This is a genomic window from Halobacillus shinanisalinarum (assembly GCF_022919835.1).
Taxonomy (GTDB): Bacteria; Bacillota; Bacilli; order Bacillales; family Halobacillaceae; genus Halobacillus_A; species Halobacillus_A shinanisalinarum.
Genome location: NZ_CP095074.1, coordinates 764,782 through 787,561, shown reverse-complemented (window position 1 = coordinate 787,561; position 22,780 = coordinate 764,782). Strand labels below are relative to the sequence as shown.

20 protein-coding genes and 1 pseudogene are annotated in these 22,780 nt (G+C 39.6%); 16 read left to right on the top strand and 5 right to left on the bottom strand.

All coding sequences use genetic code 11. The features are described from left to right. Positions 1-91 precede the first annotated feature (91 nt). A complete protein-coding gene (locus MUO14_RS04215) occupies positions 92-253 on the bottom strand; it encodes a hypothetical protein (RefSeq protein WP_244753819.1) in 162 nt (53 codons plus the stop codon). Positions 254-536: 283 nt separating this feature from the next. Between MUO14_RS04215 and trmB the strand changes: the two genes are divergently transcribed. Both trmB and MUO14_RS04205 read left to right on the top strand, forming a co-directional pair. After that, on the top strand, positions 537-1,178 hold the full coding sequence (gene trmB / locus MUO14_RS04210; RefSeq protein ID WP_244753818.1) for a tRNA (guanosine(46)-N7)-methyltransferase TrmB: 642 nt from the start codon (positions 537-539) through the stop codon (positions 1,176-1,178). A 68-nt stretch (positions 1,179-1,246) separates the two neighbouring features. After that, complete coding sequence (locus MUO14_RS04205) at positions 1,247-2,101, top strand: YtnP family quorum-quenching lactonase (protein ID WP_244753816.1); 855 nt, start codon at positions 1,247-1,249, stop codon at positions 2,099-2,101. A 113-nt stretch (positions 2,102-2,214) separates the two neighbouring features. On the opposite strand, the gene MUO14_RS04200 is transcribed toward MUO14_RS04205, so the two are convergent. Then, a complete protein-coding gene (locus MUO14_RS04200) occupies positions 2,215-2,532 on the bottom strand; it encodes a PepSY domain-containing protein (RefSeq protein ID WP_244753815.1) in 318 nt (105 codons plus the stop codon). A gap of 153 nt (positions 2,533-2,685) precedes the next feature. Here MUO14_RS04200 and MUO14_RS04195 point away from each other — a divergent pair, with 153 nt between their 5' ends. From MUO14_RS04195 to MUO14_RS04165, 7 genes and pseudogenes are all read left to right on the top strand, one after another. Next, positions 2,686-3,753, top strand: a complete 1,068-nt coding sequence (locus MUO14_RS04195) for a M42 family metallopeptidase (RefSeq protein WP_244753813.1) — start codon at positions 2,686-2,688, stop codon at positions 3,751-3,753. A 102-nt stretch (positions 3,754-3,855) separates the two neighbouring features. Then, the gene (locus MUO14_RS04190; protein WP_244753812.1) at positions 3,856-4,359 is read left to right on the top strand and encodes a DUF84 family protein; all 504 of its coding nucleotides are present in this window, start codon (positions 3,856-3,858) and stop codon (positions 4,357-4,359) included. Positions 4,360-4,502: 143 nt separating this feature from the next. After that, a pseudogene (locus MUO14_RS04185) lies at positions 4,503-5,572 on the top strand (branched-chain amino acid aminotransferase). Between the two features lie 923 nt (positions 5,573-6,495). Then, positions 6,496-6,852, top strand: a complete 357-nt coding sequence (locus MUO14_RS04180) for a DUF1516 family protein (RefSeq protein ID WP_244753811.1) — start codon at positions 6,496-6,498, stop codon at positions 6,850-6,852. Between the two features lie 113 nt (positions 6,853-6,965). Continuing rightward, the gene (locus MUO14_RS04175) at positions 6,966-7,634 is read left to right on the top strand and encodes a Dph6-related ATP pyrophosphatase (protein WP_244753810.1); all 669 of its coding nucleotides are present in this window, start codon (positions 6,966-6,968) and stop codon (positions 7,632-7,634) included. 324 nt (positions 7,635-7,958) lie between these two features. Further along, entirely contained in the window at positions 7,959-9,551 is a 1,593-nt protein-coding gene (locus MUO14_RS04170) for a long-chain-fatty-acid--CoA ligase (RefSeq protein ID WP_244753808.1), read from the top strand. Between the two features lie 286 nt (positions 9,552-9,837). Further along, positions 9,838-11,034, top strand: a complete 1,197-nt coding sequence (locus tag MUO14_RS04165) for a CaiB/BaiF CoA transferase family protein (protein ID WP_244755468.1) — start codon at positions 9,838-9,840, stop codon at positions 11,032-11,034. Positions 11,035-11,351: 317 nt separating this feature from the next. Here MUO14_RS04165 and MUO14_RS04160 read toward each other — a convergent pair whose 3' ends face one another. Both MUO14_RS04160 and MUO14_RS04155 read right to left on the bottom strand, forming a co-directional pair. Beyond that, complete coding sequence (locus tag MUO14_RS04160) at positions 11,352-11,909, bottom strand: GNAT family N-acetyltransferase (RefSeq protein ID WP_244753802.1); 558 nt, start codon at positions 11,907-11,909, stop codon at positions 11,352-11,354. A 126-nt stretch (positions 11,910-12,035) separates the two neighbouring features. Next, a complete protein-coding gene (locus tag MUO14_RS04155; RefSeq protein WP_244753801.1) occupies positions 12,036-12,476 on the bottom strand; it encodes a YtoQ family protein in 441 nt (146 codons plus the stop codon). Positions 12,477-12,705: 229 nt separating this feature from the next. On the opposite strand from MUO14_RS04155, the gene MUO14_RS04150 reads away from it, so the two are divergent. Next, a complete protein-coding gene (locus MUO14_RS04150) occupies positions 12,706-13,176 on the top strand; it encodes a hypothetical protein (RefSeq protein ID WP_244753800.1) in 471 nt (156 codons plus the stop codon). A 34-nt stretch (positions 13,177-13,210) separates the two neighbouring features. On the opposite strand, the gene MUO14_RS04145 is transcribed toward MUO14_RS04150, so the two are convergent. Further along, on the bottom strand, positions 13,211-15,382 hold the full coding sequence (locus MUO14_RS04145; RefSeq protein WP_244753798.1) for a methyl-accepting chemotaxis protein: 2,172 nt from the start codon (positions 15,380-15,382) through the stop codon (positions 13,211-13,213). 194 nt (positions 15,383-15,576) lie between these two features. Between MUO14_RS04145 and MUO14_RS04140 the strand changes: the two genes are divergently transcribed. The 6 genes from MUO14_RS04140 to MUO14_RS04115 all read left to right on the top strand — a co-directional run bounded on the left by MUO14_RS04140 (position 15,577) and on the right by MUO14_RS04115 (position 22,635). Then, positions 15,577-16,593: a PTS sugar transporter subunit IIC gene (locus MUO14_RS04140; RefSeq protein WP_244753797.1), complete on the top strand. Its 1,017-nt coding sequence runs from the start codon at positions 15,577-15,579 to the stop codon at positions 16,591-16,593. A gap of 33 nt (positions 16,594-16,626) precedes the next feature. Next, positions 16,627-16,944 carry a thioredoxin family protein gene (locus tag MUO14_RS04135; protein WP_244753795.1) on the top strand — a complete coding sequence of 106 codons (318 nt, stop codon included), beginning with the start codon at positions 16,627-16,629 and terminating at the stop codon, positions 16,942-16,944. A gap of 117 nt (positions 16,945-17,061) precedes the next feature. After that, positions 17,062-17,868: a DUF1444 domain-containing protein gene (locus MUO14_RS04130; protein ID WP_244753794.1), complete on the top strand. Its 807-nt coding sequence runs from the start codon at positions 17,062-17,064 to the stop codon at positions 17,866-17,868. A 15-nt stretch (positions 17,869-17,883) separates the two neighbouring features. Then, a complete protein-coding gene (gene ytpR / locus MUO14_RS04125; protein ID WP_244753792.1) occupies positions 17,884-18,489 on the top strand; it encodes a YtpR family tRNA-binding protein in 606 nt (201 codons plus the stop codon). 364 nt (positions 18,490-18,853) lie between these two features. Then, positions 18,854-21,229 carry a DNA translocase FtsK gene (locus MUO14_RS04120; RefSeq protein WP_244753791.1) on the top strand — a complete coding sequence of 792 codons (2,376 nt, stop codon included), beginning with the start codon at positions 18,854-18,856 and terminating at the stop codon, positions 21,227-21,229. 290 nt (positions 21,230-21,519) lie between these two features. Then, positions 21,520-22,635: a nicotinate phosphoribosyltransferase gene (locus MUO14_RS04115; protein WP_244753789.1), complete on the top strand. Its 1,116-nt coding sequence runs from the start codon at positions 21,520-21,522 to the stop codon at positions 22,633-22,635. The last annotated feature ends 145 nt before the right edge of the window (positions 22,636-22,780 follow it).

The window sequence follows — 22,780 nt, the reverse complement described above, 5'->3', positions numbered from 1 at the left end:
AGAACTCCTGGTGTAAGTCTTTCTACGGTCTTTATAGAGTAAAAAAGACGTTGTCCGGTATGCCGGACAACGTCTTTTTTGCATCAACTATTTACTGGGAAAGTGCTGAATATTTAAGTTTCTTTTCACGTACTTCTGAGCTCATCTTTTCATTTAATTTTTCAAATGGGTATATAAATAAAGCGTATCCTGCAAATAGTACAGAGAACATGGCAAGTACAGTCATTTCAATAATTCCGCGAATTAGATTCATTAATTTATACTCACTCCTATAACGTTTTTATGAGTCTCTAGCTTAAGCTCATATCATGTTTACAATCATATATCAGGAAGCGCTTACAACCCAATAGTTGATTTTCTTGATATAACAGATTATAGCCGAGTAAGTCATGCTGGTCTAAATATAGCTGGCATATGATCACTAATATAGCTATATAAGCTTACATACATGTGTTTGCTTCATAATCATAAAAAACTTTAACTACACCTCTTATTCATGGTAAGCTTTTAACGAATATAAGGAGGAATTTCACCAAATGCGTTTGAGACATAAACCATGGGCGGATGACTATATGGATGAAAACAGTCAAATTGTTGTTCGAGACCCTTTTAACCTAAAAGACAAATGGAATGATGTATTTAATAAAGAACAGCCGCTACATTTAGAAATAGGTTCAGGAAAGGGACAATTTATTGCAGGGATGGGCAAACAGCATCCTGAGGTTAATTTTATAGGCCTTGAGCGTGTCAAAAGTGTAATCGTAGGGGCGTTAAAAAAGGTCCTTGATGCGGAAACAGAAAACGTACGACTCATAAATGAGGATGCACAGGACTTGCGTGATCTCTTTGCTACAAGTGAAGTTGATCACATTTATTTGAATTTCTCGGATCCATGGCCGAAAAGCCGTCATGAGAAAAGAAGACTGACGTTCCATACTTTCTTAGATCAGTATAAAGATGTTTTAAAACGAGAAGGAGCAGTAACCTTTAAAACAGATAATCGTGGATTGTTCGAATATTCTCTTTCCAGCCTCTCACAATATGGGATGGTTTTAGAGGATATTTCCTTAGACCTTCATGCACTAGATGACCCATTGAATGTGCAGACAGAATATGAAGAGAAATTTTCTGCTAAAGGACAGCCGATTTATCGTTGCACAGCTCGGTTTAAAGAGTGATAACGCTTTCAAAACCTGCCCTCGCTATGATAGAATAGCTTCAGAACGTAGTGAGGGGGAGAGAGTTTTTGGAAACAATGAAAGTGGGCAGGGCTGTATTAACGTGGTTAAATGGCGGAGTCACTCATATGGATGGCGGGGCTATGTTTGGTGTCGTTCCTAAACCACTCTGGAGCCGCAAATATCCTGTAAATGATAAAAACCAAATTGAACTTCGGACCGATCCGATTTTGCTCCAAATTGATGGGAAAAATTTAATCATTGATTCTGGTGTAGGTAATGGTAAGTTTACGGATAAGCAGAAAAGAAATTATGGGGTTTATGAAGAGTCAGGTATTGATCAAAGCCTCGCAGATCTGGATTTAAAACGTGAGGATATTGATCATGTGTTAATGACCCATTTACATTTTGATCATGCATGTGGTTTGACAGCGTGGGATCAGGAGCAACTTGTTCCGGCTTTCCCGAATGCGAAGATTTATACGAATGAAACCGAATGGCATGAAATGAAGGACCCGAACATTCGCTCTAGAAATACGTATTGGGAAGCGAACTGGAAACCAGTAGAGTCACTTGTACATACATTTTCTGATTCTATTGATGTTTTGTCAGGCTTACAGATGATTCATACGAGCGGTCATAGTGACGGGCATTCCATTGTTGTCTTTGAAGATGGGGAAGAGACATTTATTCATATGGCAGACATCATGCCAACACATGCCCACCAAAATGTCCTTTGGGCCCTTGCCTATGATGACTACCCAGTGACATCTGTTCATGAAAAGAAGAAATGGATGGAGTATGGTTATAGGAAAGAGGCATGGTATGTCTTTTACCATGATGCTCACTATCGTGCACTAAAGTTCGACCAGGATGGGAAAGTAATCCACAAGGTAGAAAGAACTGCACATGACTATGAATAAAAGAAACCCCTGCACTAAATAATAATCACACAGTGCAGGGGGTTTCTATGTTTAACTTTGGTCACGTATAAGTCTCTACTAGGACGCCTTAACGCCCTCTTCGCTATTCAGTATTATGCGCTTTCCTCTGCTACATCGATGATGGTTCCAGTTTCGGAGTCGATGAAGAATTCGTATTGGGAGGTTTCACCATCCTGGTTTTTAGAAATTCCACCACGATAAACTTCATAGTTGATTCCATTTTTGTTCAGTTCCTCAGGCTTCATGTAAATCCATGAACCGCTGATAGGTCCTTGCTTTTTGAATGCTTCCTTAGCAATTTTTAAAGCTTTTTCAGGAGTGACGCCTTGTTTATTTGCCACCTGTTCTTTCACGACATAACCAGCAAGTGCTCCAACACCTGCAGCTATTGCAACCTTTTTCCAATTCATAGTTCACTCACCTCAAATCTATATTCTGTTACCCAGTATACTAGAATTCCCTTATAAAAGGAAATCATAACAAGAAAAAAACTGATTTGTAGAAACGTTCGCATTTTTTCGTTAAACTATAACGTATACAATCAAAAAGGAGAGGTACATAACATGAATCAAGAGACACATGATCTGTTTAAGACACTCACTGAACTCCCAGGGGCACCTGGCAATGAACATCATGTTCGCCATTTTATGAAAAAAGAATTGGAAAGCTATTCAGATGAAGTCATACAGGATCGTTTAGGTGGCGTTTTTGGCGTCCGTAATGGAGAAGGACCTAAAGTGATGGTCGCCGGCCATATGGATGAAGTTGGCTTTATGGTGACACAAATTACTAAAAACGGGATGATTCGCTTCCAACCATTAGGTGGCTGGTGGAGTCAGGTCTTACTAGCACAACGTGTCCAGGTGCTGACAGATAAAGGTCCTGTAGTGGGTGTGATCGGCTCGATTCCTCCTCATAACTTAACACCAGAGCAACGTAAAAAGCCAATGGAGATGAAACATATGCTCATAGACATCGGTGCAGATGATAGAGAAGATGCAGAGGCTATTGGCATTAAGCCTGGTCAGTCGATTCTACCTATTTGCCCGTTTACACCGATGGCAAATGACAAAAAAATTCTGGCGAAAGCCTGGGATAATCGCTACGGCTGTGGTTTAGCTATAGAATTATTGAAAGAGTTAAAAGGAGAGAAATTATCCAACCAGTTGTATTCCGGAGCAACTGTACAAGAAGAAGTTGGGCTACGCGGTGCCCAAGTAGCTTCTCAAATGATCGAACCTGATATTTTCTACGCACTCGATGCCTCTCCCGCTAATGATATGAGTGGAGATGATAAGGAGTTTGGTCAATTAGGTAAAGGGGCTCTTCTGCGTATTCTCGATAAATCGATGGTAACACATCGTGGAATGAGAGAATTCGTTCTCGATACTGCAGAAACAGAGGATATCCCTTACCAATATTTTGTGTCTCAAGGGGGAACGGATGCGGGACGTGTTCATATGACGAATAATGGTGTTCCATCAGCGGTTGTTGGGATTTGTTCAAGGTATATCCACACCTCTTCTTCTATGATTCATATCGATGATTATGCGGCTGCAAAAGAGCTGATTGTAAAACTTGTGAAATCAACTGATCAAAATACGGTGGATTTAATCAGATCAAATGTATAACCATTTATGAACACAAAGCCGCACCTAGCACGTATTTTACATGGTGTGGCTTTGTGCTATGCTAGAAAATGAAATTTTTTAGTGAGGAAGGTGTCATCACCTGTGAGAATTTATATAGGTTCACTCAACCCGACAAAAATCGATTCTGTAAAACAGATCTTTGCAGAAGATGAAGTCATCGGGGTGGAAGCCCAGTCTAAGGTTGCAGCTCAACCTTTTTCTGATCAAGAGACACTAGAAGGGGCAATTAACCGCGCACGCGAATGCGCAGCTATAAAGAAAAGTAACATCGGCATCGGTTTAGAAGGCGGTGTGATGGAAATAGAAGATGAACTATATCTTTGTAACTGGGGAGCCCTTGTTGATCAAAAAGAAAATGTTTATAAAGCTAGTGGTGCACGTGTACCACTCCCGGATGAAATTAAGAAAGGATTACAAACAGGAAGAGAGCTTGGGGATTTAATCGATGCTTTCACACAGAAAACAGACGTAAGAAAACATGAAGGCGCGATTGGAATTTTCACAGAAGGTTTAGTGCAAAGGGAAGAAATGTTTAAACATGTAGTGAAACTGTTAAAAGGTCAATGGTTTTATGATCGATCATAAAATAGCATCCTCCTGTTAGGGTGTTCTTTTTATAGGATAAAGAGGCTGTTTCCCAAAAGTGGACTTTAATTGATCTTACTATTATTTAGTTGAAATTCAAAATAGAATGACCAAAAACTATACATTATAAGGAGCTATAAAAAATGGAAAAAGAACTTGAAATCGTAAAGAGTACGAACAAAAAACCTAAACCGGAAAAAGATCAGATTGCATTTGGGAAAACATTTACGGACCATATGTTTATTATGGATTATGAAATGGATAAAGGCTGGATTAACCCCCGGATTGTTCCATATGAACCTATAACATTAGATCCTGCCTCAATGATTTTTCATTACGGACAAACTGTATTTGAAGGCTTAAAAGCATATCGATCTGAAGATAATCGTATTCTATTATTTAGGCCTGATAAGAACTTAAAAAGACTCAATCTCTCAAGCGAACGTCTAAGTATTCCGGCTATCGATGAAGAAAGTGTGATGAGTTACCTTAAGCAATTGATTAGCCTTGAGCAAGATTGGATTCCCACAACAGCGGGGACCTCTCTTTATATACGTCCATTTATTATTGCAACTGAAACAAATCTTTCTGTAGCGCCTTCGCAATCTTATAAATTTATGATTATTCTCTCCCCTGTTGGTTCTTACTTTTCCGGGGCATACGTCCTGTCAGCATCAATGTAGAGGAGCAGTTTACCAGAGCTGTGAAAGGTGGAACAGGAACCGCAAAGACAGCGGGAAATTACTCATCGGGTTACCAAGCACAGGCGAAAGCAAAAAGTGAAGGAAATGCAGATGTTTTATGGTTAGATGGGCTGGAGAAAAGATACATCGAGGAAGTCGGCAGTATGAATATCTTCTTCAAAATCAATGGAGAAGTCGTAACCCCAGAATTAAATGGAAGCATCTTAAATGGGATTACTAGGATGTCGATCATTGAAGTACTCAAAGAGTGGGAAGTACCAGTTGTCGAAAGAAAAATATCTATCGAGGAATTGTACCAAGCATACGCAGATGGGGAGTTGGAAGAAGCATTTGGCGCTGGAACGGCCGCTGTTATTTCTCCTGTTGGGGAGTTGAACTGGTTAGGGCAAAATATGGTCATCAACAACAATCAGATTGGGGAGTTATCTAAAAAGTTGTATGATGAGATTACGGGGATTCAAACTGGAAGATTGCTGGATAGTCACGAATGGACAACAGAAGTAATGTAATAGAAGATAAAAGAAATCATCAAACAGAATTAGTTTGATGATTTCTTTTAGAGGATGTTCAAAAAGTCACCAAATGATAAGAGGCGAATCTCTTCGTTGGCTTGCTTTTGAGGAGCGCGCGCACCTGCACCTACAGTCATAACAATACATATTTCCACTAAGATGATCCACCATGGCATCATTCTTAACAGTCAGAAATGGTTGTCAATTGTCACTCTTTCGGGGACTAAGATGTATGATCGTCCCTGCCTTATATAGTTGACAGAATTACTTAGGATTAACTGCTACGCCCCATTTTCATATATTGCGGTGTCTGGCAGGACATGTGGGTTTTGAACACACGATGGTTACAAATTTGAGAAACTTCATTAGATTGAATTAGGTTTTTGAACAGCACATCGTTTCAAGATGGATTTACGCCATAAGGCTAGACGGTGGTAGTGCATCCTATGGAATAAACAAGGGGATATAAGTTAGCATTTAACGAGTAAGGATTCTTTATTGGAGGGCAGTAAAGTGAAGGTTATGTTCCGAATCGTAGTGGTTTTGGTTTTAATAACCCTGATTACATTTAACACTTGTCAACTTATGGGCGACCTGGTGTCCTCCTTGCTTTTATTAAAAATATTATAATGATTATAGGGATAAAGGTGTTAATCTCGCAGCTGCTAGCATGGGAGAAGATAGAACCGTATTTGAGAACGACATAAAGGAAAATGAATTGTCTATTCCTGTACTAATAGCTCCCAAATTAGTAACACAAACTAGATTAGGTGTACATTTTATTCCGACCACTTTTTCGTAGATAGTGAGGGAATAATTCTTCAGAAACATCGAGGCGAGCTTACAGATTCACAGCTGAAGGAAATCATAAATGCAAATCTATAACGAGAGCTTTATCTTATAAAATGTGGGGTAACAGTATGTTGATTCAGATTCACTTAGTGACAATTATTGTGATCATTTGTCTAGTGATCATAGTGAACCATTTGTATAATGCACAAAAGACAAAGACTGCCACTATCTTGCATCACACTTTACGCTGTTTTTACATCTTGGCAATTCTATCAGGTGGTTTCTCTCTTGGCATGCAGCCAGTATATCTTGGCAGCTTATTTAAGGTTCTTCTAGGCATCGGCAGTATTGGTTTAATAGAAATATACTTCATGCATAAGTTAAAGAACGATACACCTAAATTCCTTTCAGCCATATTTGTTATCTTTTTGTCGATAACAGTTATTATAGGATTGTTACTTCCACTGGGCATCTCTCTTTTTTAACCTTTTCGATAGGGATGCAATGGAAAACGTACTAGCGATAAATAGCCAGGTTGGCAGTTAATCCTTAACGAACTTAATTGAATTTGTAACTAAAACAGTAGGGAGAGATTGTAGTGAAGAATGTCATTGTTTCTTGGAGTGGAGGTAAAGATAGTGCGGTTGCAGTCTATGATCTAATAAAAAATAGAAATTATCACATTAAAGGTTTATTATCGACTACCTCTGAAGGGAGTGGGCGTCTACCCATACATGAGGTGAAAAGGGAATTTATTCATGCCCAGGCTGATTCTCTGGAAATTCCTCTATATGAAGTGAAGCTGCCTGCTAGGGTTGGCAACAGCATTTACGAGCAGGTGCTCAGGGAACAGTTTGATCTATTCAAACAACGGGATATTCATACCATTGTGTATGCGGATTTGTTCCTTGAGGATATAAAAGCATACCGAGATCAGCTTCTTTCCAGTTCAGGGATGGAAGGACTTTATCCATTATGGAAGAAGGAGACGATGACTGTCGCGAGGAAGTTCATTTCCGATGGTTTTAAGGCAGTAGTGACAACCATAGATTCTGACAAACTTCCAGCTGAATTGGCAGGTCATCCTTTTGATGAAGAATTTCTTAGATCTCTCCCTGAAGACATCGACCCATGTGGAGAGAATGGAGAGTTTCATACGTTTGTTTTCGACGGACCGATTTATAACCATCCGCTTCCTGCAACTCCAGGAAAACGATTTGCAACAGGCTCAGGAAGATTTGTACATGTAGAGTTAGTTAAACAATAAGTTATCAATTTAGTGTTGCCTTAATATATAGTTGCACACTAACCGGCTATATTCTCATGTTTGGCACAAAACGTGAAGTACTTCCTATTACTTTTTTGTAATGGACGATTGAATGAATACGTCTTTTTTCAATTCCATTGTTTTCTTCGTTATCTTTATTTTGATCACTAGTCCTTCAGGAGGAATTGTAAGCCCTTGAATAGAAGTTAATTAGAAAGACGGAGTCTTACTTTAATAGGGCATTATTCTTTGCCCACACGTGCAAATTTGCATCAAAAAATAACGAAATATTCAAACAAATATTTAATGAGGAGTTGTATTACCATGTTTTCTGCATTAACCCCACTGGATTGGAAGCGCAGGGCGGTAAAATATTATCCTGAAAAGACAGCAGTTATCGATGGAGAAAAGCAGTTTACGTATAAGGAATTTGGAGAACGTTCGGACCAGCTTGCAGTTGCTTTACACGTTGAAGGTATCCGAGCAGGCGACCATGTTGCAGTTATGCTGCCTAACACTCATCATATGCTGGAGTGTTTTTATGGGATCTGCCAACTTGGTGCTGCAATGGTACCTTTAAATTATCGGTTATCAGCAGAAGATTTAGAGTACATCATCAATCATAGTGACTCAAAAATGTTAATTGTCGATGAAGAATTTAGCGATGTGATTGAGAAAATCGAGGATAAGCTTTCACTTGACCAGATCGTTATTGTTTCTGTGGCGGGAGAGGAGACTTCTTTGAAAGGGGTGGATTATGAAGCATTTCTTCAACATGTTCCAGAAAATACTGGACCGCCCCAAATAGAAATAAATGAAAATCAGCTTTTAACATTGAATTATACTAGTGGAACAACGTCGAAACCAAAAGGTGTGATGTTAAACCATCGCAGTAATTACCTTAACTCAGCTAATTTCATGTATCACCTTGGTGTCAGCCACGATGATGTTTATCTTCATACGTTACCGATGTTTCACGCCAACGGCTGGGGTGGTGTCTGGGCTATTACGGCTGCTGGCGGCACCCATGTATGTTTGAGAAAGGTTGATCCTTCATTGACCCTCCGCTTGTTTGAAAGGGAGAAGATCTCACTGCTATGTGGGGCTCCGACTGTGATTAATATGCTTGTGAATGATTCTAAGGCAAAAAATACTGAGATTAAGACGCGACCGCGCATGGCAACGGCTGGAGCTCCTCCAGCGGCAGCTCTGATTCAAAAAGCACAGGAAACCCTTGGACTGGATATGATCCATGTTTATGGTTTGACGGAAACTTCACCATTCATTCTTTATTGTGAGTGGAAAAAAGAATTGGATTCAAAATCGGCAGACGAACAGGCAGCGATAAAGGCGAGGCAGGGGGTTGAGTTAGCATTTAACGGGGAAACAAAGGTTGTCCATCCTGATGGGAAAGAGGTTGCTTGGGACGGGGAAGAACTAGGAGAAATCATTACCCGCGGGAATGTAGTAATGGACGGATATTACAAGGATCCGGAGAAAACTGAAGCGGCAATTAGAGACGGGTGGTTCTATACTGGGGATTTGGCAGTGACTTATCCAGATGGATATATTGAAATACGAGACCGTGCTAAGGACTTGATCATTTCCGGAGGAGAAAATATTTCCTCTACAGAGGTCGAAGGTGTATTGTATAAACACCCGGATGTGTTAGAAGCAGCTGTTATTGCCATTCCTGATGATAAATGGGGAGAGACTCCCAAGGCATCTATTGTATTACAAGCCAATGCGAATGTAACTGAAGAGGAGATCATTAGCTATTGCCGATCCGAAATGGCTCACTTTAAAGCACCTAGAGAAGTTGAGTTTGTGGAGTCTTTACCTAAAACAGCAACCGGTAAACTACAAAAATATCGGCTAAGGGAAATGCATTGGGGAGGATCAAAGAAAGTGAATTAATCTATCTCAGAAAAAACTAAGGGGATTCATAACTAGACGTGTAAAAATGTTTAGACAATAACAAAAGGTGAAACTACCTGTTGTCGATATTCACCCGAGTACAGGTAGTTTAATTTTTTCTAAAGGATTTTCGACTAAGGAAGAATATCTATTTCCTGATTGGTCAGAAATTAATGGTAAAGCTGATTTGGTTATTCAATTTCGTTTAGAAAATAGCTCCTATTTTAAATGGGCGTGCTCAAAGGAATGCAAAGGAAAAGTTTTGGAGGATTTCTAGAGAGGTGAGATTACATTGTTAAATTCCATGAAAGTACTAGACTTTTCCAAATTATTACCAGGACCATATGCGACCATGATGCTGGCTGATTTGGGGGCAGAGATCTTACGTGTAGAGTCACCTGATTTACCAGATTTTATAAGAGAACTTGAACCATTAGATGGTGAGGATTCAGCAACACATCAACATTTGAATCGCTCAAAGAAATCTATTAGCCTGAATCTGAAAAAAAGAGAATCGGTGGAGTTAGTTAAGCAGTTGGTTCAGGATTATGATGTTGTCTTGGAACAGTTTCGTCCCGGTGTAATGGCACGGCTTGGGTTAGACTATGAGACGCTTAAAGAAGCGAATCCAAAGCTAATTTACTGTTCACTCACGGGTTACGGTCAAACAGGTCCGTATCGAGATCGTCCAGGGCACGATAATAATTATCTTTCAGTAGCAGGGATAGCTGGATATTCTGCTCGCAAGAACGAGCGTCCTGCCCCGATGGGAATACAGATTGCGGATATAGCAGGTGGGTCTTTACATAGTGTCATTGCTATCTTGACAGCGGTGATCCATCGTGAGTCCACGGGAGAAGGTCAATATATTGACCTTAGCATGACAGATTCATCTTTTTCATTAAATGCATTGTTTGGTCCAGGCTATTTAGCATGTGGGATTGAGCCAAGATCGGAGGGAACAGAACTGAATGGTGGTACCTTCTATGACTACTACGAAACGAAAGATGGGCGCTATTTTTCAGTGGGAAGCCTTGAACCCCCTTTTAGAAAAAAATTGTGCAAAGGATTGGATATTTCCCATCTGATCGGCCTAGCAGAAAGCACAGAACCTGAAGACAAATGGCTGTTTAAAGCAGCCGTCAAAGAAGCGTTTTTGGAAAAAACATATGATGAATGGTTCACTATTTTTAACGATGTAGATGCTTGTGTAGAACCTGTACTTACATTTTCCGAAGCTGTTGAACACCCACAAGTAAAAGCAAGAAACATGATAGTAGATGTCCCTAAATCTGATGGAACATCCCAAAGGCAGATTGCCTCTCCGATTAAGTCAACTGCTTATAAGCAGAAATACAAATTTGTTGGCGGGAAGCGAGGGGAAAATACATTGGAGATACTTCGTCAAATAGGTTTAAACGAGGGCCAAATAAAAGAATTGATAGACAAAGACTTGATTGGATTGGTAAAGAAACATGGTTAACATGATTAAGAACCAGGTTGAATCAGCTCAAATCTGTTGCTCAGTTTATTCATGAATCGAAATGAAAAGAGGTATATGAATAGCGGGCTGTGGGTATGAAAAATAGTCTGTAGAATTAAACCTTTAAGAGGATGTTCAAAAAGTCACCAGATGATAAGGAGAAACTTCCATCAGTGGGGTTTTCACTGATGGTTAGTTGAGGCCTACACGACATGGCGACCTTAGTCTGTGTTTCTTGAAATCGGTCCCCTTTTTGGGGTTTTACTGACCTTTCATGCGGGGTCGACGTTCTCATTCGCCAACTTTTTGAAACACACTTAAATGTAAAATATGCTGAGGGCCTTTTTTACCGCAATGACCTCGTTGTTATCAATAAAACCGGTTTTCTTATATAGGCCTATAGCAGATTTGTTCTTCTTATTCACACCTAATACGACTTCATTTATATAAGGAAGGTTATTAAATATAAATGTTGGTAATAAACTCAGTCCCTGTTTGGCATAACCTTTACCCTGATCTTTTGAATCTATTGAGAAAGAAGTTAACAATCTAGCTTTGGAGTTGTTCGTATATTTGCCCAGCTTGTCTCCGTCTTCTAACGCAAAATAGCCTACTGGTGTATCTCCATTTACTATTAGTATATGATGGGTACTTTCGGGAAGGGCTGGGTCAGTTATTTTCTCTATCGGGTAACGGGTAAATTGCAGCTGTTCCTCAGGTAGATAGAAACTTGAAATAGACTGTTCATGATCAGTAGTGTACTCGGTTAACTTTAGCAGATTACTTTCTAAGGCAGTAGTGATTGAATTTGCCCTCCTTTCTTTTTCTGGAGTGTATTTTAATGCTGAAAAGAAACAAGCGTCCGTTGGATACAATTATACTTTCTTAACGTCTAGCGTTCACAATAATATATTTGTGGGAATAGGAAACGAAAGCACCTTTCCGTCAATGTCTGATGGAGGGTGCTTTCGTTTCTTGTTCTAAGGAGATGTTGGATTCAATTATTCATAAACGTAGGATAGAACGTTTAAAGCTTGTTCAACCGTTTCCACAGTAATGGTAGCCTGGTTGGATAACTCTTTCAATGGGTGGATAAGGGACGCTGGTCTAATTAAGATTAATGGTTTATTTGATTGTATGGCAAGACTCGCATCCATTGCCGTATTCCACTGTTTATAATCTTCACCAAATAAGGCAATTACAGCATCTGCCTTAGATAATAAAAGTTTTGTTCTGAAGTTATTTACACTTGAAGCAGCATCATCCCTGTAAAGCTTCCCGGGTTGTTCACCTAAAATGTCTTCACCTATACTGTCAGACCGGGCATGATTTTCCTGTGGCCCAACAAAGTCAATAGGCAGGCTTTTTTCATTAGCTTTTTCTTTAATCTCATCACGCCAATTGTCATGAATTTGTCCAGCTAAATACACAGTTAATTCCATGGAATCCCTCCTAATCTTGGTATCTATTTCTAGTATGTTACTAAATAAGGTTCTCTGTCCAGAATTCAGGCTTGATTGGATAAAATTGATACTTGTTAAAATGCTATGGCATAGTATTATGTGATTAGATAAAAAAGAGACTGGGGGAAATGTACACATGTACTTAAGGAAGGGGAGGCTTTTCTTTGTTTTAACACTGCTTCTAAGCGTGTCTAGCGGGTGTGGTATAATGCTGTCCGAGAAACAAGCGATTTCTCAAACAAAAGAAGCTTCAGAGCAAGCATTTAAACACAGCGATGTTGAACCAAATTTCGATGGACAGGCATTATCAGTATATTTGCCGGCTTCCATGGGAGTTAAAGAGCAAACAAATAGTAATATGATCCTAACTGAAAGTGATAACCAGACGTACATTCTTTTCTTTAATTCAATGGAAAAGCAATCGAGTCGTTTAAATTATAAAGTTGCCTCGTCCAAAAAAGAAAATCATTTGCTGCTAGAATCCTATAGGGATGGCAACCGTTTTAGCTATGTGCGTGTGTTGCCTTTGAATAATACGAACGAATATGAGCTTCAAGTTAGTGTGGGCGGAGTAAAGATTACAACATATGCTGAAAAAGGTGAACTAGCCTCTGACTCAGAAAAAATGATGGACATTGTAAATTCTGTTCAATATTCAAGTAAGATAGTCCGAGAATAATGAAGAAAGCCCGCTCTCCAGAGCGGGCTTTCTATTATGAAGACATTTTATCACCATTGTATGGTGTTTCTTCCTCCTCTTTTATATCATCGTTTTCCTTGAAGCTTACCGAATCTACTTTATAGTCATATTTAAAAGGATTATCTTTATTGATATCTTCAACCAATACTTCTTCACCTGTTAATTCGTCAAGCTTAATCTCTTCACCATTGTTTATTACATCCCAATTCTCATTTATCGTAAATTGACTTACTTCCGAAGACAACTCCTGTGAGAGGGCTTGTAAATCAGTAGCTGCCTTGTGAACCTGGCCGATAGAATGCAGTTGGTTTTCACTTGAAGCAGCCACTTCTTCAGCTGTTGCGACAGCTTCTTCGGAAATAATACTAATATCTTGAAGTTTTTGTTTTACATCCTCGTTTACGTTGTCAACACTATTTACGGCTTGTTTAACTTGGCTGATTTGATGGTTCATATCTTGTACGTGTGTGGAAATGCGATGGAAAGCTTCTTTGGTTTGAACAACGGCTTTGTCTTGTGAAGATTGATAGTCATTAAATTGCTCAGCATCCGTAGAAAGTGTAGACATTTGCTTGGACATATTCAGGACAAGCTCGTGAATTCTTCCAGCTTCTTGTTTAGACCGTTCTGATAGCTTTCTCACTTCATCTGCAACAACAGCAAATCCTCTTCCCGCTTCACCAGCCCGAGCGGATTCGATTGCCGCATTGAGTGCTAACAAATCAGTGCTGTCCGCAATGTCTTCGATGGTAGCAACAATTTTATTAACTTCTTGTGACTGTTTGGAGGCTGATTGTACCTCACTAGACATATGTGAAGCGAGTTCAATAAATGAATTAGAGGTTTGTTCAAGCTGATCTATGGTTTTTAACCCCTCAGTACCGACCTGGTCAGCTTCATTTAATCGATCATTAATATCTCCAGTTGCCTGTTTGGTGTTTACAATAGCTTCAGTTACATGTTCGATGAGTCTCGTCGTTTCTTCGATTTTTTGAGCCTGGTCTTGTGACCCTACAGCAACCTGATTAATCGCGGCATTGACTTCATGGGCTTGCGTCGCCGTTTGATCAGATACTGAAGTTAAGTGGTCTGAAGAGTCATTTAAAATACCAGATGCTTCGAGAACTTTATGGACAGAACGTTCCATTTTTTCTGTCATTACATTAAATTGATGACCAAGCTCAGCCATTTCATCCCTAGAATTCAGATTTATTCGATGGGAGAGATCCCCGTCACCAATAATCGTTGCACTTTCTTTAAGAGTTGTCATCGATTTTGTAATAGAGCGAACTAAGAAGTAGCCTGTAACTAGAGTAATCAATAAAGCTACTCCACCGATAATAAACAATAGGGTCATAATAAAATTCTTCATTGAATTCTGTTTCGTCAAAATTTCTCCATTAATACCTTCTGCTAAGGCAATGACTTGGTTAACATGGCTAGATACCTCAGCAGCAATTTCCTCAAAGGACGAACGAGTGGCGGCAGCTTGAGTTAATGTACTATTTACCGTATTTAAAGATTGTTCATATTTTAATAGGGTTCGATCTACGGTAGATGCTTGCTCTTCAGGTAAATTTAAGGACGCGGCAGTCTCTTCAAAAGTCCCTAAACTTTCTTTGAAACTTGATAAGCTTTCTTTCGTTGGGTCATTAAGAAATGCTTGTTCTTGAAGCCTCATTTGTAGTAAGGCTGTTTCTAATTCTGATCTGTTCGTTGATTCTACCAGATCAACAAAGGATTGATAAGATTCATTAATGAACTTATACATCCCTTCTGATTCAGAAAATCCCAGCAAACGGAATGCATTGATTAGTTTTTCAACTTCTTCCTCATAATTATTGGCCTGGTCTGCAATTGCCGTAAATTCTCTGGAAACGCCATCGTATGATACGTAGGCATTCGCATATGTACGTGCTGTTTCTTTTACATTTGCAATAGATTTAGCAATGACTTCACCTGTTTCATCACTAGGATTTGCAAAGAAGGTTTGCTGGTTCTGTGCAGCAACTGTCATTAAATATTTGATTTCTTCACTTGCTATAAGTGCTCCTTGAATTTTTCTGCTTTCTTCAGCCATCTCTGTTTGTTTATTAAAGAAATATGTAGAAAAACCGATGAGAACAAGTAAGCTGATCAAAGCTAATACGACCATTAATCGTACCCGACTTCTCAATGATTTCATAAAGATTCCCTCCCTCTTTTTGTTTATCGGAAATTTCTATACAATCTTAACTAATAGAACGAAATAATCAGGAATATTGTCACATGCTATGAAAAATAGTCCTTTTTACAGCGAGGTGACTTATGTGTATATAAGTGTATTTACACATAATTATTTTTACTGTAAAATAGATTCGTCTCAGGAAGGGAGAAATCATGAAAAATTTTTTACAGAAAAAAGGTGTACATATATCTGTACAAACCTATCTAATTACAGCATTAAGTTACATGGCACTTGGATTGTTTTCCTCATTGATTATTGGATTAATTATAAAGACAATAGGAGACCAGCTTGGGTTTACTCAATTTATCGAGCTGGGGAATTTCGCTATGGATACGAAGATTTGGGGAGGAGCGATTGGAGTAGCCATTGCTTATGGTTTGAAAGCACCACCCCTTGTCATCTTTGCTGCTTTGTTTAGTGGAGCCTACGGGGCAGATCTCGGTGGTCCGGCGGGAAGTTACATTTCTGCGTTGCTGGCTACTGAATTCGGAAAATTAATTAGTAAGGAAACGAGACTAGACATTATTTTAACGCCATTTCTAACCTTAACAGTTGGATTCTTTACAGGGATGTTCATCGGTCCGCCTATCGACCAGTTTATGACGGGATTTGGAGAGATTATTAATTGGGCAACAACACAACAGCCCTTTATTATGGGAATTATTGTTGCTGTACTAATGGGGCTTGCTCTGACTGCACCGATTTCAAGTTTGGCAATCGCCTTCATGTTATCGATCGATGGGTTAGCAGCGGGGGCTGCGACGATTGGATGTGCTGCTCAAATGATCGGTTTCGCTACGATTAGTTATCGGGATAATGGCATGGGAGGTTTTCTAGCGCAGGGCATCGGAACATCAATGTTGCAGGTTGCGAACATCGTAAAAAAACCTATTATTCTAGTGCCTCCTACAGTGGCTGGGGCCTTGCTCGCACCAATCGCAACGGTTTGGCTTGAACTCGAAAACAATGCTTCAGGTGCCGGGATGGGAACGAGTGGGTTAGTTGGTCAAATCATGACTTTTAATACGATGGGCTTCACATGGGAGGTTGCTGGGATCATTCTTATTCTTCATATCATAGCTCCAGCCTTGATCAGTTATTTAATCGCACGCTGGCTTAGGAAGAGAGGTCTAATTAAGCCTGGAGACATGTTAATTGAATATGAGTAAACGTGTGCTAAAATAAGTTTTGGAGGTGCATAAATGATCACATTAAAATCAGATGGCCAATTAAAACAACTAATTAATGATGAACGGACGATCCTATTATTTTCGGCAGACTGGTGTCCAGATTGTCGCGTGATTGAACCAGTTCTCCCAGATATTGAAGCTAAATTTGGAGATTGGACCTTTGTTCACGTCGACCGTGATCAGTTTATTCACGTATGTGCTGAACATGATGTCTTTGGAATTCCAAGCTTATTAGCTTTTCATAAAGGGGAAGAAGTTGGGCGTTTTGTTAGTAAGGATCGAAAGTCACAAGAGGAACTTGAATCATTTATTACTAATATTAACTTGTAACAAGCTTGTGCTATGTGTAGCTTGTTTCTTTATCAGTAGCTATCGCATGTATAGGCATGAAAGATATGCTAAAATAGACAGCGGAACCTTTCTTCCATCATAAAAGGAGGAAAAATGATGAAAATGACGAGTATAAAAATGAAGAAAATTCTCGAGGAACGGTTACATCATGAAGATTGGAATACCTTTTTTAATCGAGATAAAGATACGTTTAGGGTGGAGTGGAAGGAGTCTGGTAAAGGGATTACCATCACTCTTCCTAATGTCATTGCTAAATATGAAAATCGTGGTGAAAAAACAGTTGATGAACTGGAGGACCATGTAAAAGAAGCGTTAAGAATCATGAACCAAACACATGAGCTCACAGGGAAGGAGCCGCATATTTTTCCTGTTATCAGAGCGGCTTCATTTCCAGTAGAGACCGACAATGGCAAGAAATTGATCACAACTGAACATACGGCCGAAACGAGGGTTTATTATGCCTTAGACTTAGGTAAATCCTATCAGCTTATTGACGAAGAAATGGTGAAGAATGAAAATTGGACGGTTGATCGAATGAAGGAAATCGCTAGTTTCAACGTGCGGTCTTTACCAGTTGATATGAAGAAAGATACTGTGTATGGAAATGATTTTTATTTTCAGTCTACACAGGATGGCTACGATGCGAGTCGTATTTTAAATGAAGTACTTTTAGAAAAATTAAAAGCTGAATTTGAAGGCGAGCTTGCAATTAGCATCCCGCATCAGGATGTGATCATTTTTGCAGACGTTAAAAATCCTGAAGGTTATGATATTCTAGCACAGATGGCGATGAAGTTTTTTGCGGAAGGACTTGTTCCGGTAACCTCATTATCCTTCCTTTATGAAAATAAGCAACTTGAACCTATTTTCATCCTTGCTCAAAAGAAACCAAAGAACAAGTGAAAGGACGATCAATAAATGGATGTTTTTTATAACCTTAAAGGGATAGGGGATGTCCTAATCATCCCAATTAAACGAGGGGATCGCTTAACAGCTACTCATCAGTCCTATGGTGACATAGTGAAAATTACCGATAAGCAGGATGGTTCTCTTCTCGGCTATAATATATTTAACGCTGCTGAATACTTCACTCTGGAAAGTCAGGGAAAGCTGATGATGACGAGTAAACTCCTTGAGCAGCTGCGGACACTTTTTACAAAACAACAGGTAAAGGACTCGCTTGATTTCGATTTATCACCAAAGTTTGTTATCGGGTATGTAAAGGAAAAAAGTCAACATGAGAACGCTGACAAGCTAAGTGTGTGTCAAGTCGATGTAGGAGATGAAGACTTACAAATCGTGTGTGGTGCACCGAATATTGATCAAGGTCAAAAAGTCGTTGTGGCCAAGGTGGGTGCTGTGATGCCAAGCGGTATGAAAATAAAAGATGCCAAGCTGCGCGGGGTCCCTTCAACCGGCATGATTTGTTCGGCAAAAGAGCTTGAATTAGAAAATGCTCCACAGGAAAAAGGAATCTTAGTTTTAGATGAGCACTATGAAAAAGGACAGTCTTTTGAATTTTAAGAGGATGTTCAAAATGATAAACGGCGAATTTCTTCGTTGCTCGGTTTTTTCCGGTCCTCACGTAGGAAAGGCATACGCTGTGGTCCAAAACTTTCGCGCCGAACTTCTTGCGACGCATTGGACTTGCGCGTGTCGACGTTGTCACAGGATGTGACGAATGTTGCCGGCGTTCTCATTCGTCAACTTTTTGAACACACACTTTAAATGACAAATATGGAAGCAAAGGGAACTTATGAACTACGCCCTTTGCTTCTTTTTCTTTGTGATACGATTTTTTTTAACGTATTGTAAACCAAATTCACCTAAAAACCTGTTAAAATAAAGATACCCACTACCATATTTACATAGAGAGAGTGTGAGAATTATGTGGAATGAATTTAAAAATAAATTTAAGAGTTTATTTGATTCCGAGGAAGAAGTAAAACCGCGCCCTAAATCAAATGGTGAGAAGGCTAATCGTTATGAATCAAACGCTAATACTAAAATGACGTATAAGTATCCTAAAGCGGGGAATTTTCGTTTTCCTGTTATTCCAGACACTTCAAAGGAAAATGAGAATGAAAAACCTGTTTATAATACGAGATCAAAGAAGAAGGATCAGGACAAACACAAGGAACGAACTTTCTCTCAGGATAAAGAGGTAAAAAAACCATCTTCTTTACCTAAACCGAAACTGCCAACAACCTCTTCGACGCCATTTACACCGAGTGATGTTCCGTCCCCAGTTTATGGCTATAATCCGAAGACAGAACCCATAGTTAAGGAGGAAGATTCAGAGTATAAAGAGCAGAATACCAATGATGCTCCTCTACCCCTTAATATCGAACAATCTCGGATTGATGATGCACAATGGGAGAAGATTCGTAAACGTATGCGAGGAAAAATTGATTCGGGTAAAGAACGAGAAAGACGCCGGTTGTCTGCAGAACAACAGTCGACTGAAAACACACAGCAGCAAGAACCAAAACAAGACGAACATATGCAGGAATTAGCATCAGCAGAAGAGGATGTCCAAGCGATTGAAAAGCCTAAGAAGACAGAAGCTGCCCCCATTTCAAAAGGAAATAAGGATGGTGCAGAAGGTAAAGAAACTGAGGACACCCGTCCAATTTCTAAACCTGAGGCGGCGAAATCTCCTCCCCGTTCATCAACACAAAGATCACGTGTACCATTCAACGTAGTGATGACGCCTAGAGATAAACGAACTAGAGATCAGCAAAAAAAAACACCTCAAAAAGAGAATAATGATCAGCAACAAAAAAAAACACCTGAAGTGACGAGTATGGCAGAGTTAAATAACACGGAAGAATCTGTACGTAAGGAATATTCTACGCCACTTTACTTGTTAAACGACCCAGTTGAGCAATCGACAAATGATCAAGCATGGATTGAACAACAGATGGAACGGCTTGAAACGACATTACGTCAATTCCATGTAAAGGCAAAGGTGGTCCATGCTATGAAGGGGCCTGCTGTAACAAGATTTGAAGTGCAGCCAGAGCCAGGGGTGAAGGTAAGTAAAATTACCAATCTTTCTGATGATATTAAGCTTAGCATGGCAGCACGTGATATCCGAATCGAGGCACCTATACCTGGAAAACAGGCTGTAGGTATAGAAGTACCTAATCAGCAGGCAGAAATGGTCGGACTACAAAAGATTTTTGAGTCAGATGACTTTAAAAATGACTCCTCTCCATTGTCTGTTGCTCTTGGGTTAGATATTGGTGGAGATGCAGTGGTAACTAATTTGAAGAAGATGCCACACGGATTGATAGCAGGAGCAACCGGTTCAGGAAAAAGTGTGTGTATCAATACCATATTAATTAGTCTTTTATATAAGGCCCACCATGATGATGTGAAGTTCCTTTTAATTGATCCAAAAATGGTTGAACTGGCTCCATATAATAGTTTGCCCCATCTTGTTTCTCCTGTGATCACAGATGTCAAGGCAGCTACAACTGCACTGAAATGGGCTGTGAAAGAAATGGAGGAACGTTACCAAAAATTTGTAGATGAAGGCGTAAGAGATGTTGAACGCTACAATGAAAAGGTGTTGAAGCAAGGAAGAAGATCTGACAAACTACCTTATCTCGTGATCGTTATAGACGAACTTGCTGACTTGATGATGGTTTCCCCCCAAGATGTGGAAGATTCCATTTGCCGGATTGCTCAAAAGGCAAGAGCATGTGGGATCCATTTACTTTTAGCTACACAACGGCCATCAGTCGATGTTATTACCGGGCTAATTAAAGCAAATATTCCTACACGTATTGCGTTTAGTGTTTCATCCCAGGTTGATTCAAGAACGATCATCGATTCAGGGGGTGCGGAGAAGTTGCTTGGAAGAGGTGACATGCTATTCATTGAAAATGGATCCGGTCAATCGGTACGCATCCAGGGTGCCTTTGTTTCTGATGATGAAATTGAACGCATTACAGGTCATGTGAAAAAAATTGCCCCGCCTAACTATCTGTTTGAACAAGAAGAGTTGATTAAACAGCTTTCAAGTGAAGAGGAAACAGATATATTATTTGAGGAAGCTGTACAATTTGTTATCGACCATAATGGTGCGAGTGCATCACTGCTGCAGCGAAGGTTTAAAGTCGGCTATAATCGTGCCGCACGTTTAATTGACCAGATGGAGGATTACGGAATTATTTCTGAGCAAAAGGGCAGTAAACCTAGAGATATTTTATTAAATAAGCAGCAAGTAGCAGATCTTATGAGCACAATGGCCTAGTATTGTTTGATAAATAGATTTAACTCTTGTTAAAAATACGACCTTTCTATATCATAAACAAAGTATATATAGTGTGTGTTCAAAAAGTGACGAATGAAAACGTCGACCCTAGCACGTCCAGTGCGTCGCAAGAAGTTCGAGGCGCGAAAGTTTTGAGGACCGTAGTGTATGCCTTTCCTACGTGAGAACCGGAAAAACCGAGCAACGAAGAAATTCGCCGTTTATTATTTGGTGACTTTTGAACATCCTCATATAGATAATTTGATCCTAATTGTTTAAGGAGTAAAGTGATGAAGGAAATTGAGAGCAAATTAAATGGTGAAATTTCTCGTTTGACTAATAAAACATTTAAATTTGATGAGCGTGTAGCTGAGGGCTGGTTCTCAGCTGTCTACTTTTTAAAAACGAAAGAGATTATTGAGCAGCATTTAGCTGATAACATTGTAACGATGCAGTTTTTTCAAAAGGAACATAACGCTGTCCTATGTGGAACAGATGAGGCGATTGCCCTCATTCACACATTTTCTGATCACCCCGAAAAACTGGCTATACATTCATTAAAGGATGGTGACAAGATAGGTCCATATGAGACGGTCTTGACAATCACAGGACCTTATCAATACTTTGGTTTCTTAGAAGGGATTATTGATGGTATCCTGGCCAGAAGAACATCTGTTGCAACAAATGTATATAACGTTGTAAATGCAGCACGAACGTCTGGCAAGCAAAAGCCGATTATATTCATGGGAGATCGTGATGACCATTTCACGCAACAGGCGGGTGATGGATATTCAGCGTTCATTGGCGGCTCCACAGCCCAAGCCACTCATGCAATGAATGAGTGGTGGGGGAAAGAGGGGATGGGTACGATGCCACATGCCTTGATCCAAATGTTTAAGGGCGATGTTGTTGCAGCGTCTAAGGCTTATCAAAGTCAATTTCCTAATGATAAATTAATGGCTCTTGTTGATTATAATAATGATGTCATAACCGATTCACTAAAAGTAGCGCGTGAATTTGGAGAGGATCTAATAAGTGTACGTCTTGATACTTCCAGGAATTTGGTGGATAAATACTTTTTAAGAAACCAACATTTAATGGGCACCTTTGACCCACGCGGAGTAAACCCTGAGCTTGTATTCGCTCTTCGGAAAGCTCTTGACAATGAGGGCTACGATCATGTAAAAATTGTTGTCACTGGTGGTTTTTCTGAAGACAGAATTAGAGCATTTGAAGAACTTAGCGTACCTGTGGATATGTACGGTGTTGGAGGGAGTCTGCTAAAGATAGGTATTGGCTTCACAGGGGATAATGTCTTAATCAATGGTAAACCTGAGGCAAAAGATGGCAGACGCTATAATCCCAATCCGCGTCTTGAACATGTTAACTTTATCGGTAATCAATAAGGTTTCCTTATAATCATGTATGATCGAGATAAAACGAAGCTTGCTCTTTCATTTGTATGATTCTCAAATGGGGGTAAGCTTTATAAGGTTAGATACTTTTTCTCTATGTGGAGACGTGGTAAAATAAATGAATGCTTTTTGCCGT

Coding starts and splice junctions, on each gene's coding strand:
- MUO14_RS04215 (WP_244753819.1), bottom strand. CDS start 253: ATGAATCTAATTCGCGGAATTATTGAAATGACTGTACTTGCCATGTTC.
- trmB (WP_244753818.1), top strand. CDS start 537: ATGCGTTTGAGACATAAACCATGGGCGGATGACTATATGGATGAAAAC.
- MUO14_RS04200 (WP_244753815.1), bottom strand. CDS start 2,532: ATGAATTGGAAAAAGGTTGCAATAGCTGCAGGTGTTGGAGCACTTGCT.
- MUO14_RS04195 (WP_244753813.1), top strand. CDS start 2,686: ATGAATCAAGAGACACATGATCTGTTTAAGACACTCACTGAACTCCCA.
- MUO14_RS04180 (WP_244753811.1), top strand. CDS start 6,496: ATGTTGATTCAGATTCACTTAGTGACAATTATTGTGATCATTTGTCTA.
- MUO14_RS04170 (WP_244753808.1), top strand. CDS start 7,959: ATGTTTTCTGCATTAACCCCACTGGATTGGAAGCGCAGGGCGGTAAAA.
- MUO14_RS04155 (WP_244753801.1), bottom strand. CDS start 12,476: ATGGAATTAACTGTGTATTTAGCTGGACAAATTCATGACAATTGGCGT.
- MUO14_RS04150 (WP_244753800.1), top strand. CDS start 12,706: ATGCTGTCCGAGAAACAAGCGATTTCTCAAACAAAAGAAGCTTCAGAG.
- MUO14_RS04145 (WP_244753798.1), bottom strand. CDS start 15,382: ATGAAATCATTGAGAAGTCGGGTACGATTAATGGTCGTATTAGCTTTG.
- MUO14_RS04140 (WP_244753797.1), top strand. CDS start 15,577: ATGAAAAATTTTTTACAGAAAAAAGGTGTACATATATCTGTACAAACC.
- MUO14_RS04135 (WP_244753795.1), top strand. CDS start 16,627: ATGATCACATTAAAATCAGATGGCCAATTAAAACAACTAATTAATGAT.
- MUO14_RS04130 (WP_244753794.1), top strand. CDS start 17,062: ATGAAAATGACGAGTATAAAAATGAAGAAAATTCTCGAGGAACGGTTA.
- ytpR (WP_244753792.1), top strand. CDS start 17,884: ATGGATGTTTTTTATAACCTTAAAGGGATAGGGGATGTCCTAATCATC.
- MUO14_RS04120 (WP_244753791.1), top strand. CDS start 18,854: ATGTGGAATGAATTTAAAAATAAATTTAAGAGTTTATTTGATTCCGAG.
- MUO14_RS04115 (WP_244753789.1), top strand. CDS start 21,520: ATGAAGGAAATTGAGAGCAAATTAAATGGTGAAATTTCTCGTTTGACT.